We start from the raw sequence: 12860 nt of genomic DNA, 5'->3' as shown, positions 1-12860 counted from the left end.
CCTCGAACTGCCGCCCGACGAAATCATGGGACACCTCAACGACATCGTCGGCGACATGAGCGAGGACTCGTACGTCACCTGCCTGTACGCGCTCTACGACTCCACCACCCAGGTCTGCTCCCTCGCCCGCGCCGGGCACCCGCCCCCGGCCCTGGTGCACCCCGACGGCACCGTGCACTTCCCGGAACTGGCCACCGATCCGCCGCTGGGCGCGGCGAAGCCGCCGTTCGAGACGGTCGAGTTGGCGGTGCCCGAGGGAAGCCTGCTCGTGCTCTACACCGACGGCCTCGTCGAGTCGGCCAAACGGGAGGTCGACGAGGGGATGTCGGCCCTTGCCCGACTGCTGCGCGCCGCCCACGAAGAGGGCGTCGACGTGGACCTGGAGACTCTGTGCGACACCCTCACGGCCGGGCTGCTCTCCGGCGAGCACCAGGCGGCCGACGACGCGGCGCTCCTCGTCGCCCGCCTCCACGCCCTGACCGAGGACAGGATGGCCTCCTGGCCACTGCCCAATGACCCGAAGGCGGCCGGCCTGGCCCGCCGCCACGTCCGCGAGCAGCTCTCCGCCTGGGGCCTGGACGAACTGACCCCCACCACGGAACTGCTGGCCAGCGAAATGGTCGGCAACGTCGTACGCCACGCCAAGGGCCCGGTCGGCCTGCGTCTGCTGCACGACGCCAGACTGATCTGCGAGGTCTTCGACGGCAGCCTCACCATGCCCCGCATCCGCCGCGCCACGGACACCGACGAGGGCGGGCGCGGGCTACAGCTGATCACGGCACTCTGCCAGCGCTGGGGTGCGCGGTACACGCCGCACGGGAAGTGCATCTGGACCGAACAGACACTGCTCGGCCCGGACGGCCGCCTGGACCGGCCGTCCGATGCGCAGGACCTGCTGTTCCTGAACGCCGAGGATTTCGCGGGAGACCTGGACGCGCTGTCCTTCGAGCGCCGGGCCCAGTAGCCCACGCCGGCGCCGAGACGCGACCAAGTAGTGGAATGTTCAACCGCCTCTTCGGGTTGTACGCCGCGAAGGAGGTCACGAGTGGACACGACGTATTACGACCACGGGACGGCCGCGGAGCGCTGGGAGCGGGCGCGGATGTTCTTCGAGGCCAAGGACTACGCCGCCGCGGCGCGGACCCTCGGCGCGCTGGTCGACGAGGTGCCGGAGCAGACCGGCCCGCGGCTGCTGCTGGCACGCGCGTACTACCACTCGGCCCAGCTGCGCCGTGCGGAGGCCGAGTTGCGCGTGATCGTCGAGCGCGATCCGGTGGAGCACTACGCCCGGCTGATGCTGGGGCGCACGCTGGAGCGGCAGGGGCGGCACGAGGAGGCGGAGTCGCACCTGCGGATCGCCTCCGCCCTCGGCGGCGACTTCGAGCAGCTCTGACAGAGCGCTCCGACCGGACGGCGGGCTCACCCCTGAGGGGAGCCCGCCGTCGCGTACGCGCACGTCGCGCTACTGCGTGTACGTCCGCCTGCCCCGCCGGTACGCGATCTCGCCGAGCACGACGTCCACCGCGATGAAAGCCGCGAGCGGGATGCCCAGGAGCGGGACGAAATAGCCGAGGACGGCGACGGCCGCCATCGCGGGGACCAGGATCTGCGGAGGCACCTGCTGCCAGGCGCCGCGCGGGATGGGGCGGCCGAAGGCCGAGCCGCGGCCGCGCTGCCACCACATGCGGTAGCCCCAGAGGATGAGGAGGATCAGCGAGAGCGCCAGGGCCATCAGGGCGAGCTGGTTGACCAGGCCGAACAGGACGCCGGTGTGGGCGTCGATGCCCCAGCGGCTGAGCTTGGCGAGTACGGGGAAGTCCGCGAACCGGACGGTGTCCGTGACCTCGTTCGTCGCCGGGTCCACGGCCACCGCGTCCTGCTTCGTCGGCCAGCTGCGCTGGATCTGCTGCACGACGTACACGGAGGACGCGTCGGCGGGCGGCACGATCTCCACCGGGTCGCCGAGCCCCTCGGCGCGTGCCGTGGCGAGGATCTTGTCGAGGTCGCCCTCGGCTGCCCTGCCGGACGGGGTCGCGCCGTCACCGTGGCCCGCGTGGTCGCCCGCGCTCGTCGATATCGCCGGGGTCGCCTGACCGAGCGCGGTGCGCAGGGTTTCGACGTTGGCCCCGGCGTACGCGGACCAGGTCAGGCCCGTCGCGGAGAGGAAGAAGAACCCGGCGGCCGCCCACGCGCCGACGGTGCCGTGCAGGCCGAGGGTGCGGCGCCGGCCGCTGGTGCCGCGCACCTTGCGCTGCGCCCGTCGGCGGCCGAACCACAGCGCGAGCCCGCCGGCCGAGATCACCCACAGCCAGCTGGCCGCGAGTTCGCTGTAGAGACGGCCGCTCTCCCCGAGGCGCAGATCGCGGTGGAACTCGTCGATCCATGTGCGCAGGGGCAGGGCGCCCGTCGATCCGTACTGTTCGAGCGACCCGCGCACCTCGGCGGTGTACGGGTCGACGAACACCGCGAGTGTGTGGGTGTCCTCCACGCCGGGGACGCCGGACAGCAGCACCCGGGTCGTGGCGTCGTCCTCCGGCGACACGCGTACGGCGGAGATCCTGCCTTCGGGGTGCGCCGTGCGGGCGGCGGCGACCTGCTCGGACACCGGCAGCTTGCGATCACCGACGGGGACGGTCAGCTCGTCCGCGTACACGATCTTCTCGGCCTGGAACGAGGCCGCGTACAGGAGGCCGGTCAGCGCGGCGACCAGCAGGAACGGGGCGACCAGGAGACCGGCGTAGAAGTGCAGCCGCAGGACGAGCGGTCTGAGCGTGACGGCCGGGCGGGGTCGGGGGGCGGTGACGGGTTCCTGGGACTCGCCCGTCTCGGTCGAGGGAGCAGTGGACATCGGCGGGCTACTCCGGGGAGGAAGGGGACGTCGTTGTGGTCCAGTAGTCGGGGCGAGGGGGCGCCGAGTTCCTGGACGCGCACGTGGCATGGATCACATCGAGGCTGGGCGCTTCCGCGGTGCGGCCTGTAGCGCGGTGTGGCGGGTGGCGCGGTGATGTCTGGAGCGCGGTGTGGTCCGTACCTCTTCCGGACTGTCCGACCCGCATCGCGCGACGCCGCTTGGCATGCTGGCGCGATGGCATCACAGAGCGACCGTCCGACCTCCCGCCGGATCCGTGACCGGGTCGAGGAACTCCTCTCCCACGAGGGCCCGTTGCCGATCGTCGCCGCGGGAGACCCGGTGCTGCGGCGGCCCGCCGAGCCCTTCGACGGCCAGCTGGACCCGGCGCTCCTGGTCCGCTTCGTCGTCGCCCTGCGCGCGACCATGCACGCCGCACCCGGTGTCGGGCTCGCCGCGCCGCAGGTCGGGGTGGGCCTGCGGATCGCCGTCATCGAGGACCCGGCGCCGGTGCCCGAGGAGGTGCGGCTCGCGCGCGGCCGGGTACCGCAGCCCTTCCGTGTCCTGGTCAACCCGGAGTACGAGGCCGTGGGCGCCGAGCGCGCCGCGTTCTTCGAGGGCTGCCTGAGCGTGCCGGGCTGGCAGGCCGTCGTGGCCCGGCACGCCCGGGTCCGGCTCACGGGGCTGGACGAGCACGGGCGTGCGGTGGACGAGGAGTTCTCCGGCTGGCCCGCCCGCATCGTCCAGCACGAGACGGACCACCTGGACGGCACGCTCTATCTCGACCGCGCCGAACTGCGCTCCCTGTCCTCGAACCAGGCCGTGGCCGATCTCTGGAACGAGCCCGTACCGCACCGGGCGGCGGAATCACTCGGTTTTCCGCTGCCCGGCTGACGGTCCCGGCTCACGTGTCCCGGAACGCCTCCAGCAGCCGCAGCCAGACCTCGCTGATCGTCGGGTACGACGGGACCGCGTGCCAGAGGCGGCTGACCGGGACCCGTCCGGCGACCGCGATCGACGCCGAGTGGATCAGTTCGCCGACGCCGGGGCCGACGAAGGTGACGCCGCGCAGGATGTCCTCGTCCAGGTCGACGACCATGCGGGCGCGGCCACGGTAGCCGTCGGCGTAGAGGCCGGCTCCCGCGGCCGAGGCGATGTCGACGTCCACGGCGCGGACCCGGTGACCGGCCTGTTCGGCCTCGGCGAGCGAGAGACCCACGGCCGCGGCCTCCGGGTCGGTGAACACCACCTGGGGTACGGCGGCGTGGTCCGCGGTGGCGGCGTGGGCGCCCCAGGGGTCGGTCTCCAGGAGCGGGACACCGGCCGCGCGGGCGGCGATGGCGGCGCCCGCGATACGCGCCTGGTACTTGCCCTGGTGGGTGAGGAGCGCACGGTGGTTGACGTCGCCGACCGCGTACAGCCATTCGCTTCCCGTGACGCGGAGGCTGTCGTCCACCGGCAGCCAGGAGCCCGGCTCCAGGCCGATCGTGTCGAGGCCGATGTCGTCCGTGCGCGGAGCGCGCCCGGTGGCGAAGAGGATCTCGTCGGCCTCGACGCGGTCCCCGGCGTCGGTGCGCACCACGACGGTTCCGTTCTCGCGGGTGACCGACTCGGCCGACGTACCGGTGCGCACCTCGACGCCGGCCTCCGTGAGCGCCTCGGCGACCAGTTCCCCCGCGAAGGGCTCCATGCGGGGCAGCAGGCCCTTGCCGCGGACGAGGACGGTGACCCGGGAGCCGAGGGCCTGCCAGGCCGTGGCCATCTCCACGGCCACGACGCCGCCGCCGATCACGACCAGCCGATCGGGCACGGCCTGCGCGCTGGTCGCCTCGCGGCTCGTCCACGGCCGTACCCGGTCCAGCCCCGGCAAGCCGGGCAGAAGGGCGCGGCTGCCGGTGCACACGGCGACGGCGTGCCGGGCCGCCAGCACCTGGCGCGTGCCGTCCGGGCCTTCGACGGTGACCCGGCGGGGGCCGTCGAGGCGTCCGTGCCCCCGGTGGAGCACGGCGCCGATGCTCTCCAGCCACCGGACCTGGCCGTCGTCCTTCCACTGCGAGGTCTCGTAGTCGCGGTGGGCGAGGACCGCGGCCGCGTCGAGGGGGCCCTGCACCAGGTGCCGCAGGCCGGGTACGCGGCGGGCGTCGGCGCGGGCGATGACCGGGCGCAGCAGGGCCTTGCTGGGCATGCACGCCCAGTACGAGCACTCGCCGCCGACGAGTTCGTTCTCGACGACCGCGGTGGACAGGCCGGCCGCGCGGGTACGGTCGGCGACGTTCTCGCCCACCGGCCCGGCGCCGAGCACCACGACGTCGTATGTGAGAGGTGCAGAGTCTTCTGCGGATTCCGTGTCCGTCATGGGGTCAGTCTGGTGGGTGGTGTGCGCGGTGGCCACACGGGTACGCGCGCGGAATACGCCACCGCGGGGCGGCGTTACCGACAGCGGCTTGCCCCAGAGCCCCGATTTCCAGGAGAGGGATACACGCGATGAGCAGCACCGTGGAGCTCACCAAGGAGAACTTCGACCAGACGGTCACGGACAACGACTTCGTCCTGATCGACTTCTGGGCGTCCTGGTGCGGGCCGTGCCGTCAGTTCGCACCGGTCTACGAGAAGGCGGCGGAGGAGAACCCGGATCTGGTGTTCGGGAAGGTGGACACCGAGGCGCAGCCGGAGCTGGCCCAGGCCTTCGGCATCCAGTCGATTCCGACGCTGATGATCGTCCGTGACCGGGTCGCCGTGTTCGCGCAGCCGGGCGCCCTGCCCGAGGCTGCCCTGACAGACGTCATCGGCCAGGCCCGGAACCTGGACATGGACGAGGTCCGCAAGTCGGTCGCCGAGCAGCAGGCCAAGGCCGAGGGCGACGGCCAGGTGCGGTAGATCCCGTCGGCCGCGGGCCGGTGGGCCCCCGGTCCCAGGTGCTCCCAGAACCGGGGGCTCCCAGAAGCGAGTGCTCCCTAGAAGGGGTACGCAGCCACGTCCCCGCGCACCGTCGTCCAGCGCAGTTCGGTGAAGGCCTCCAGATTGGCCTCGCCGCCGAAGCGGGCGCCGGTGCCGGAGGCGGCGATCCCGCCGAACGGCGCGACGGCCTCGTCGTTGACGGTCTGGTCGTTGATGTGGGCGATACCGGTAGGGATGCGCTCGGCCAGGTCGAGGCCGCGCGCCGTGTCGCGGGTGACGATGCCCAGCGACAGACCGTACGGGCCGTCGTCGGCGAGAGCGGCGGCGTCGTCGGCGTCCTTGAAGGGCCGTACGGGCGCGACGGGGCCGAAGACCTCCTCGGCGTAGGCGGGGGTGGAGTCGTCGACCCCGGCGAGGACGGTCGGCCGGTAGAACAGCCGCTCGTGCGTGCCGCCCGCCACGAGCCTGGCGCCGCCTGCCGTGCTGGACTCCACCAGGCTTCTGATCTTGGTGAGCTGGGAGTCGTCGATGACGGGACCGAGGTGGACCTGCTCGCGGTAGGGATCTCCGACGGCGAGCGAGTCGGCCTTCGCCGCGAGCCGCTCGACGTATTCCTCGTACAGGGAGGCGTGGACGAGGTGGCGGCCCGTCGTCATGCAGATCTGCCCCTGGTGGAAGAACGATCCCCACGCGGCCGTGGAGATCACCGCGTCGATGTCGGCGTCCTCCAGCACGATGAGCGCGGAGTTGCCTCCCAACTCCAGGTGCGCCCGCTTGAGATGCCGTCCCGCCGCCTCACCGACCGCGCGTCCGGCGGCCGTCGACCCGGTGAAGGAGATGACGGGCACGAGCGGGTCGGCGACCAGCGCCTGGCCGGTCTGCGGGCCGCCGGGCAGCACATGCAGCAGCCCCTCGGGCAGTCCGGCCTCCGCGAGGACGGCGGCCAGGCAGAGCCCGCCGCAGACGGCGGTGCGCGGGTCCGGCTTCAGGACGACGCCGTTGCCGAGGGCGAGGGCCGGGGCGACGGAGCGGATGGACAGGATCAGCGGGGCGTTGAACGGGGAGATCACGCCGACGACGCCGACCGGGACCCGCCGCGTGTACGACAGCCGGGGTGCCTCGGAGGGCAGCATCTGGCCGGTCGGGCGTGAGGCCAGCGCGGCTGCCTCGTAGCACTCCTGCGCCGCGACGTGCAGTTCGAACTCCGCCTTGCCCGGGACGGAGCCGGACTCCCGCACGATCCAGTCGCGCAGTTCCTCCGCGTGCGCGGTGAACAGATCGCCCGCCCTGCGCAACACCCCGGCGCGGACGAAGTGCGGGGTGCGGGCCCACGCGGCCTGCGCCGCACGGGCCTGCCCGGTGGCCGTCGCCACGTCGTCGGCGGAGGCCGACGTGACGGTGGCGAGCGTCTCGCCGGTCGCGGGCTCGGTGACGGCGTACTCACCGCCCGACAGGGTGCGGGACTGCCAGGTCTTCGGGTCGAGCAGCGGCATGACGGCACTCCGATCGTTCGCTGATCACCGGGCGGGAGGAAGACGTCCCCCTCAACGTGCCGCCTGCCCCACCTGACCGACACACAACTCCAGCAATCCGACCAGGAGTTGCGCGAATCCTACGCTCCGGCATCACACGAGTCGGGTACCCCGGCGGGTCAGCTCGATTCCCGGCGCACCACCCGGAACCCGAGTACCTGGTGCGTCTCGGGTTTCCCGTCGGGCTCGCGGACGGCCCGGTCCACCAGCTCCGCGAGGTCCCGCCCGGCCGGCAGTTCCATGTGGACGGTGCTCAGACGGGGCCGCAGCAGCCGGCCGAGCACGAGATCGTCGGCGCCGATCACGGCCGTCTCCCCGGGCACGGCGATGCCCTCGTCCTGGAGGGCGCGCATCAGCAGCATCGCGTACTCGTCGTTGTACGCGAACACGGCGTCCAGTCCCAGGGAGCGCCAACGCGCCGCGAGCTCGGCCGCGGCCTTCTCCTCGTACGCGAGCGGCAGTTCGGTCACCGTGGCGTCGGTGCCCTGGACCGCCTGCCGCACGCCGGTGAGTCTGGGGCCGGAGAAGATGCTCAGGCCGCGCTCCTCGGGCACCACGACACCGATGCGGCGGCGGCCCTCGGCCACGAGGTGGGCTCCCGCGCTGCGCCCGAGCTCGGCGTGGTCCAGGAGCATCCCGTGCGCGCCCTCGACGGGCTCGGGTCCCATGGTGACGACGGCCCGGGCGCCGGACCGTTTGAGGACGGCGACCCCCTTCGGGCCGAGTCCGGCGCCGGGCACGATCACCGCGACCGGGCGCAGCTCGGCCCATGCGCGGGCGGCCTCGTCGCCGTGGAGGCCGATGCTGCCGTACTGGACGACGGTGTAGTCGAGGCGGCTGAGCGCCCACTGGATCTCATTGATGAACTGGCTGTACAGCGGGTTCGCCGGTACGTGCGGAGCGGGCATGAGGACCATGCGGCTGTGACCGGCGCGCAGGCTGCGGGCGGCCGCGTGCGGCACGTACCCGAGTTCCCTGGCGGCCTCGTGGACACGGCGGCGTGTGGGCTCGCTGATCCGGACGGCGCTGGTGTTGTTGAGGACGTAACTGACGGTCGCGCGTGAGACACCCGCAAGGCGCGCCACATCGGCACTCGTCGGCACAGATCGTTGTGCGGGCGGCGGCGGAGCGGGCTGTTTCGGTATGGGGACCATGACGTACGCATCTTTACAGAAGCTGTGACGGGCGTTCGGGCAGAGGAAGTCGGGGCGGCAGCAGGGCAGAGGGCAGGTTCGCGGGGAGCCACCCCTCACCGGGTGTTTCACGCCACCGCTGTGGGAGCCACCTTACGCAATTCCTGCAACGCCGCGGCCACGGCGGGGCGTTGGGCGCCGCCGCCCCTCGTGCAGGTGAGGAGTTTGCGGTGCGGGTTGCCGGTGCAGCCGACGCGGGTGATGGGCAGGTGAGGGGTCAGCTGGGCGAGGCGCGGGATGAGGGCGACGCCGAGCCGGTGGGCGACGAGGTGGGCGCAGACGTTCCAGTCCAGCGCGTGGTGCACGACGTTCGGGCTGAAGCCGGCGCCGCCGCACGCCGACATCACGTGGGGGCGGCAGGGGCTCTCGGGCACCGGGGCGATCCAGTCCTCGTGCGCCGCCTCCGAGAGGTCGACGCGCTCGTGTCCCGCGAGGGGATGGTCCGCGGGGACGACCAGGTCGAACGGGTCGTCCAGGAGCGGCTGTTGGTCGAAGCGCGCGTCGGCGAGGGGCGGGTTCTGCGGGGTCGCCTCGACGACCGCCAGGTCGGTCTGCCCCTCGAAGAGCAGGTCGAAGCTCCTCGGCACTTCCGTCTCCTGGATCCGTACGGACAGACGCGGGTACAGGGCGCGCAGGCGGGCCGCCGTCGGCGCCAGGAGCACCGAGACGGCGACGGGGAATCCGCTCGTGCGCAGGATGCCGGACGGGGCCCCGTGATCGGCGCGCAGGTCCAGTTCGGCCTGCTCCCAGCGGGCCTGGATGGCGTCCGCGTGCGCGAGCAGGCTCTGTGCCGCCGAGGTGAGCCGGACGCCGCGGCCCTGCGGTTCCAGCAGGTCGACGCCCAGGTCGCGGGCGAGCTGACGGATCTGCTGGGAGGCGGCGGACGGGGTGAAGTGCAGGGCGCGGGCGGCCGCGGTGACCGTGCCGTAGTGGGCGACCGCCCTCAGGACGTGCAGTCGGCGCAGGTCAATCATGAAGGCTACGGTTCACAGTGGAGTCCAGAAAGTCAACCTGGACTTGTACGACGGCTTCGGCTCACCCTGGCTGTGTCGCGACGGTCAACCCTTCCCGCCGTACTGAGGAGTCGCCATGACCAGCACAACGTCCAGTGCCTGCCCGCACTGCGGCTGGCCCGACCGTGCCGAGCCGTTCCAGGTCGTGTCCCGGCACGCCACGGCCACGGGGCACACCGTGTGGATTCGCTGCGGGTGCGGCTCGGTCCAGGTCCGGATCGTCGACGAGCGCGGTATGCGCGTCGTCTCCCGGAGCCGGCCCGCCGCTCCGGACGCGGTGCGCGAACCGTGCGGCCCGGCCGGTCGCTGACCGCCCCGGCCGCCGAGGGACGCTTGGTGTGAAATCGCTCAAGCGTGCTTCCGATTCGCGCCATCTCTGCGAGGGTGGGCGGATGGAGACGATGTACCGAAGACTGCTGAGGGCGATACCGCGGCTGGGTGTGCGGGTGACCGATCTCGGCCCGGGAACCGCGGTGGTCTCCCGGCGCGGCGCTCCCACCCGTATCCCGCTGCAGCCGGGCGCGGACCTGCTGGCCAGGGGCGCCGACCGGTACTCGGTGGCCCGCGCGGGCAAGGGCGTGTGGGTGGTCCTCGACAAGAAGGCCCGCAAGGCCCCGGAGCCGTCCGGCGAGTGGACCGATGTCCCGCTCGGCGACACCGGGGCGCATCTGCTGATGACGGAGAACACGGGGGCGGACGAGCGCCGGTTCCAGCTGGCGGCCGGAGCGTACCTGTGCGCGCAGCACGTGGCAGGGATGCTGGCCGCCTACGGGGTGAACTGCGTGTTCGACGTGGGGGCCAACGCCGGCCAGTACGCCAAGCGGCTGCGCCGGTTCGGTTACACCGGCCGGATCGTCTCCTTCGAGCCCACCGCGGACGCCTTCGCCCGCCTGGAACGGGCCGCGCGGGACGACCCCGAGTGGCAGGTGCACCACTACGCCCTGGGGCGCGAGGAGACCTCGCGGTCCATCCACACCGGCTGGAACTCGATGAACTCGCTGCTGCCGCCGAGCGACTACGGCCGTGGCCGCTACAAGCGGTTCGCGAAGACGCAGACCGAGGAGATCGAGATCCGGCGGCTGGACGGGGTGATCGAACAGTCCCTGAAAGGCATCGCCGACCCCCGGCCCTACCTCAAGATGGACACGCAGGGCTACGACCTGGAGGTCTTCGCGGGCGCCGGGGAACGGATCGCGGACTTCGTGGGTCTTCAGTCGGAGGTCGCCGCACTGCGGTTGTACGAGGGCAGCCCGGAGATGGGCGAGGCGATCGCCACGTACGAGGCCGGCGGGTTCGGGATCACCGGTATGTATCCGGTCACGCGGGAGGAGACCACGGGGCGCGTGGTCGAGTTCGACTGCGTGATGATGCGCGCGGACGCGGCGCCCTCGACGAGCTGAGCGGGACTGCCTCCGGCCCGCCCCAGGTCCGGCGTTACGTGGGCCTCGTCTCGCGGGCCGCCTCTCAGCCGGGCCCCACATTCCAGCCCCTCCGGCGTTTGAGGAGCGGGGGTCCAGGGGGCGGAGCCCCCTTGGCGGGGTCCAAGGGGCGGAGCCCCTGGAGATGGGACGGGTAGGGGCGGCGGGGGCGAGATCAGTCGCCCAAGAGCCTCCGCAGCCACGCCTGCCGCACGGCCACCGCGGCCCGGCTTTTAGCCGTAAGGGGGCCGACGCGTACCGGGATGAGCCTGAGGCCTAACGTGTGCCGCGTGACAGCCTTTACCTCTGAAGACGTCCCCGGCCGCTACGGCCCCTCCGCCACCACCGAGGCCGACCCCCGCGGGGTGGGCCGCGTGCGCACCGAGTACTCGCCCGCGCACGACGGCGACCCCGACCCCGGGGAGATCGTGTGGACGTGGGTGCCGTTCGAGGAGAACGACGGGCGGGGCAAGGACCGGCCCGTGCTGGTGGTCGCCCGCGAGCCCTCGGGCACCCTGCTCGCCGTACAGCTGTCCAGCAAGCGGCGCGACGGCGACCGCGAATGGGTGCCGATCGGCAGCGGGCCGTGGGACCGGTCGGGGCGGGAGTCGTGGGTGGACGTGGACCGGGTGCTGCGGCTGCATGAGTCGGGGATGCGGAGGGAGGCGTGCGCGCTGGACCGGATGCGGTTCAACTCCGTGGTGCACAGGTTGCGGGAGCGGTACGGGTGGGTTTAAACGAACGCCCGCTCGAAGGCACCCCGGACCACCGCACCCCGTGTGCGGTCCAGCACGCCGAAGACCACGTGCTCGAAGCCGCCCTCGAAAGGCCCTCCGACCAGCAGTTCCCTGAACGCCCCGGCCACCGTCCCCGGATCGTTCCCGAACACCCCGCAGCCCCACGCCCCCAGCACCAGCCGGCGGTGGCCGCACGCCGCGGCCGTCTCCAGTACCCGTGCGGCGCGGACGGCGAGGGCCCGCGGCAGTTCGGGGGCTCGCTCCGGCGCCGTACGCCGTACGACCGACGCGTTCGGCGCGGCGGCGGTCAGGAATCCGGCGGTGTACGGCTCGTCCAGGAGCCGTCCCCGGTCGTCACGGAAGACGGGTACGGCCGGTGAGTGGATGACACGGTCCGTGTAGAACGGGTCACGGTGGGCGCGATGGTGGTCGTAGAACGCGCGCACCTCCCGGACGCACGTGTACAGCGCGGAGGCCCGGCACAGGGCCTCCTCCTGGGCCTGCGCGCCGTTGAGGAAGCCGCCGCCGGGGTTTCGGGCGGAGGCGAAGTTCAGCACGGCGACCGGCGGGGTGCTGTCGCGGACCAGCCGCCGCGCGGCCTCCAGGCTGCTCTCCCCGGTGACCTCGATCCGCGTGGGGGCGGGGGCGACCCGCGGCGTCTCCACCGGGTCCGGGCCGAACAGCCGCGTTCCGGCACGCGCCGCCGCGACGGCCCCGGCGATGGACACCTCGCGCCCGCCGGCCGTGCGGTACACGCCCCTGGCGACGATCTCCTCCGTGTCCCGTGCCAGGCTGCGTCTTAAGGCTCGGCTCGCCTCCGGGGCGCTACAGCCGGTGTGGAGAGCCCGACCGTGCTCAGCCCTTCGGGCCTCCGCGCGCTCGACCTCTCCACACCGGCGCGCCCCTTCGGCTCGCTCGCCGCGCAGTCGCGCGCTCATGGCGCCACCCCCGTGCGCGCCATGAGCGTCCCCCCAGTCGTCTCCCCCGCCGTGCTCATGCAGGAATCCTGAGCGATGCTGGTCCTGTGCCGCAACGGAGTTTCCTGGTCCGGGACGGGCCGTGAAGGCTGCGAAAACACGTCGTCGAGCCCCTTGAAGGAGAGGTTTTCGGGCACGGAAACATACGATGTGCGCCCTTGTGCGAACCGGCGTGAGGGTCTTGGGTGGGACCGAACCTGGCCGGTCCGGGCCGCTCCGGCACCGGACCGACGGCAGGGTGGAA

14 protein-coding genes are annotated in these 12860 nt (G+C 72.6%); 8 read left to right on the top strand and 6 right to left on the bottom strand.

What is annotated here, in order from left to right; all coding sequences use genetic code 11:
• On the top strand, positions 1 to 964 hold a 964-nt coding region (locus tag IE262_RS16960), incomplete at its 5' end, for an ATP-binding SpoIIE family protein phosphatase (RefSeq protein ID WP_189874546.1).
• Between the two features lie 81 nt (positions 965 to 1045).
• Positions 1046 to 1393 (top strand): tetratricopeptide repeat protein, encoded by a 348-nt coding sequence (locus tag IE262_RS16955; protein WP_134037761.1) that lies wholly within the window; start codon positions 1046 to 1048, stop codon positions 1391 to 1393.
• Between the two features lie 69 nt (positions 1394 to 1462).
• Here the strand turns inward: IE262_RS16955 and IE262_RS16950 are convergent, their stop codons facing one another.
• The gene (locus IE262_RS16950; RefSeq protein WP_134037758.1) at positions 1463 to 2848 is read right to left on the bottom strand and encodes a PepSY-associated TM helix domain-containing protein; all 1386 of its coding nucleotides are present in this window, start codon (positions 2846 to 2848) and stop codon (positions 1463 to 1465) included.
• Between the two features lie 237 nt (positions 2849 to 3085).
• Here IE262_RS16950 and IE262_RS16945 point away from each other — a divergent pair, with 237 nt between their 5' ends.
• Entirely contained in the window at positions 3086 to 3742 is a 657-nt protein-coding gene (locus IE262_RS16945; protein WP_134037755.1) for a peptide deformylase, read from the top strand.
• A gap of 10 nt (positions 3743 to 3752) precedes the next feature.
• On the opposite strand, the gene IE262_RS16940 is transcribed toward IE262_RS16945, so the two are convergent.
• On the bottom strand, positions 3753 to 5204 hold the full coding sequence (locus IE262_RS16940) for a dihydrolipoyl dehydrogenase family protein (RefSeq protein WP_189874544.1): 1452 nt from the start codon (positions 5202 to 5204) through the stop codon (positions 3753 to 3755).
• A gap of 128 nt (positions 5205 to 5332) precedes the next feature.
• Here IE262_RS16940 and trxA point away from each other — a divergent pair, with 128 nt between their 5' ends.
• Positions 5333 to 5725 (top strand): thioredoxin, encoded by a 393-nt coding sequence (gene trxA, locus IE262_RS16935; protein WP_134037749.1) that lies wholly within the window; start codon positions 5333 to 5335, stop codon positions 5723 to 5725.
• Between the two features lie 77 nt (positions 5726 to 5802).
• Here the strand turns inward: trxA and IE262_RS16930 are convergent, their stop codons facing one another.
• The 3 genes from IE262_RS16930 to IE262_RS16920 form a co-directional block, all read right to left on the bottom strand.
• The gene (locus tag IE262_RS16930) at positions 5803 to 7239 is read right to left on the bottom strand and encodes an aldehyde dehydrogenase family protein (protein WP_189874542.1); all 1437 of its coding nucleotides are present in this window, start codon (positions 7237 to 7239) and stop codon (positions 5803 to 5805) included.
• A 158-nt stretch (positions 7240 to 7397) separates the two neighbouring features.
• Entirely contained in the window at positions 7398 to 8432 is a 1035-nt protein-coding gene (locus IE262_RS16925; RefSeq protein ID WP_189874540.1) for a LacI family DNA-binding transcriptional regulator, read from the bottom strand.
• A 107-nt stretch (positions 8433 to 8539) separates the two neighbouring features.
• Positions 8540 to 9445 (bottom strand): LysR family transcriptional regulator, encoded by a 906-nt coding sequence (locus tag IE262_RS16920; protein WP_189874538.1) that lies wholly within the window; start codon positions 9443 to 9445, stop codon positions 8540 to 8542.
• Positions 9446 to 9560: 115 nt separating this feature from the next.
• Between IE262_RS16920 and IE262_RS16915 the strand changes: the two genes are divergently transcribed.
• The 3 genes from IE262_RS16915 (at position 9561) to IE262_RS16905 (ending at position 11639) form a co-directional block, all read left to right on the top strand.
• On the top strand, positions 9561 to 9794 hold the full coding sequence (locus IE262_RS16915) for a hypothetical protein (protein WP_134037738.1): 234 nt from the start codon (positions 9561 to 9563) through the stop codon (positions 9792 to 9794).
• An 82-nt stretch (positions 9795 to 9876) separates the two neighbouring features.
• The gene (locus IE262_RS16910) at positions 9877 to 10884 is read left to right on the top strand and encodes an FkbM family methyltransferase (RefSeq protein WP_189874536.1); all 1008 of its coding nucleotides are present in this window, start codon (positions 9877 to 9879) and stop codon (positions 10882 to 10884) included.
• A gap of 308 nt (positions 10885 to 11192) precedes the next feature.
• Complete coding sequence (locus tag IE262_RS16905; protein ID WP_134037732.1) at positions 11193 to 11639, top strand: type II toxin-antitoxin system PemK/MazF family toxin; 447 nt, start codon at positions 11193 to 11195, stop codon at positions 11637 to 11639.
• On the opposite strand, the gene IE262_RS16900 is transcribed toward IE262_RS16905, so the two are convergent.
• Positions 11636 to 12430 (bottom strand): TIGR02452 family protein, encoded by a 795-nt coding sequence (locus IE262_RS16900; protein WP_229877297.1) that lies wholly within the window; start codon positions 12428 to 12430, stop codon positions 11636 to 11638. The genes IE262_RS16905 and IE262_RS16900 overlap by 4 nt on opposite strands.
• Before the next feature lie 60 nt (positions 12431 to 12490).
• On the opposite strand from IE262_RS16900, the gene IE262_RS39465 reads away from it, so the two are divergent.
• The gene (locus IE262_RS39465) at positions 12491 to 12649 is read left to right on the top strand and encodes a hypothetical protein (protein ID WP_229877298.1); all 159 of its coding nucleotides are present in this window, start codon (positions 12491 to 12493) and stop codon (positions 12647 to 12649) included.
• Positions 12650 to 12860: the final 211 nt, after the last annotated feature.

Origin of the sequence: Streptomyces bluensis (assembly GCF_014650715.1) — a bacterium.
Taxonomy (GTDB): domain Bacteria; phylum Actinomycetota; class Actinomycetes; order Streptomycetales; family Streptomycetaceae; genus Streptomyces; species Streptomyces bluensis.
Note: the sequence above shows the minus strand (reverse complement) of the source record. Positions and strands in the feature narration are given on the sequence as shown.

Excerpts from the sequence above, each read along its gene's own strand:
- IE262_RS16950 (WP_134037758.1), bottom strand. The coding sequence starts at position 2,848 with ATGTCCACTGCTCCCTCGACCGAGACGGGCGAGTCCCAGGAACCCGTC.
- IE262_RS16945 (WP_134037755.1), top strand. The coding sequence starts at position 3,086 with ATGGCATCACAGAGCGACCGTCCGACCTCCCGCCGGATCCGTGACCGG.
- IE262_RS16940 (WP_189874544.1), bottom strand. The coding sequence starts at position 5,204 with ATGACGGACACGGAATCCGCAGAAGACTCTGCACCTCTCACATACGAC.
- trxA (WP_134037749.1), top strand. The coding sequence starts at position 5,333 with ATGAGCAGCACCGTGGAGCTCACCAAGGAGAACTTCGACCAGACGGTC.
- IE262_RS16930 (WP_189874542.1), bottom strand. The coding sequence starts at position 7,239 with ATGCCGCTGCTCGACCCGAAGACCTGGCAGTCCCGCACCCTGTCGGGC.
- IE262_RS16925 (WP_189874540.1), bottom strand. The coding sequence starts at position 8,432 with ATGGTCCCCATACCGAAACAGCCCGCTCCGCCGCCGCCCGCACAACGA.
- IE262_RS16920 (WP_189874538.1), bottom strand. The coding sequence starts at position 9,445 with ATGATTGACCTGCGCCGACTGCACGTCCTGAGGGCGGTCGCCCACTAC.
- IE262_RS16915 (WP_134037738.1), top strand. The coding sequence starts at position 9,561 with ATGACCAGCACAACGTCCAGTGCCTGCCCGCACTGCGGCTGGCCCGAC.
- IE262_RS16910 (WP_189874536.1), top strand. The coding sequence starts at position 9,877 with ATGGAGACGATGTACCGAAGACTGCTGAGGGCGATACCGCGGCTGGGT.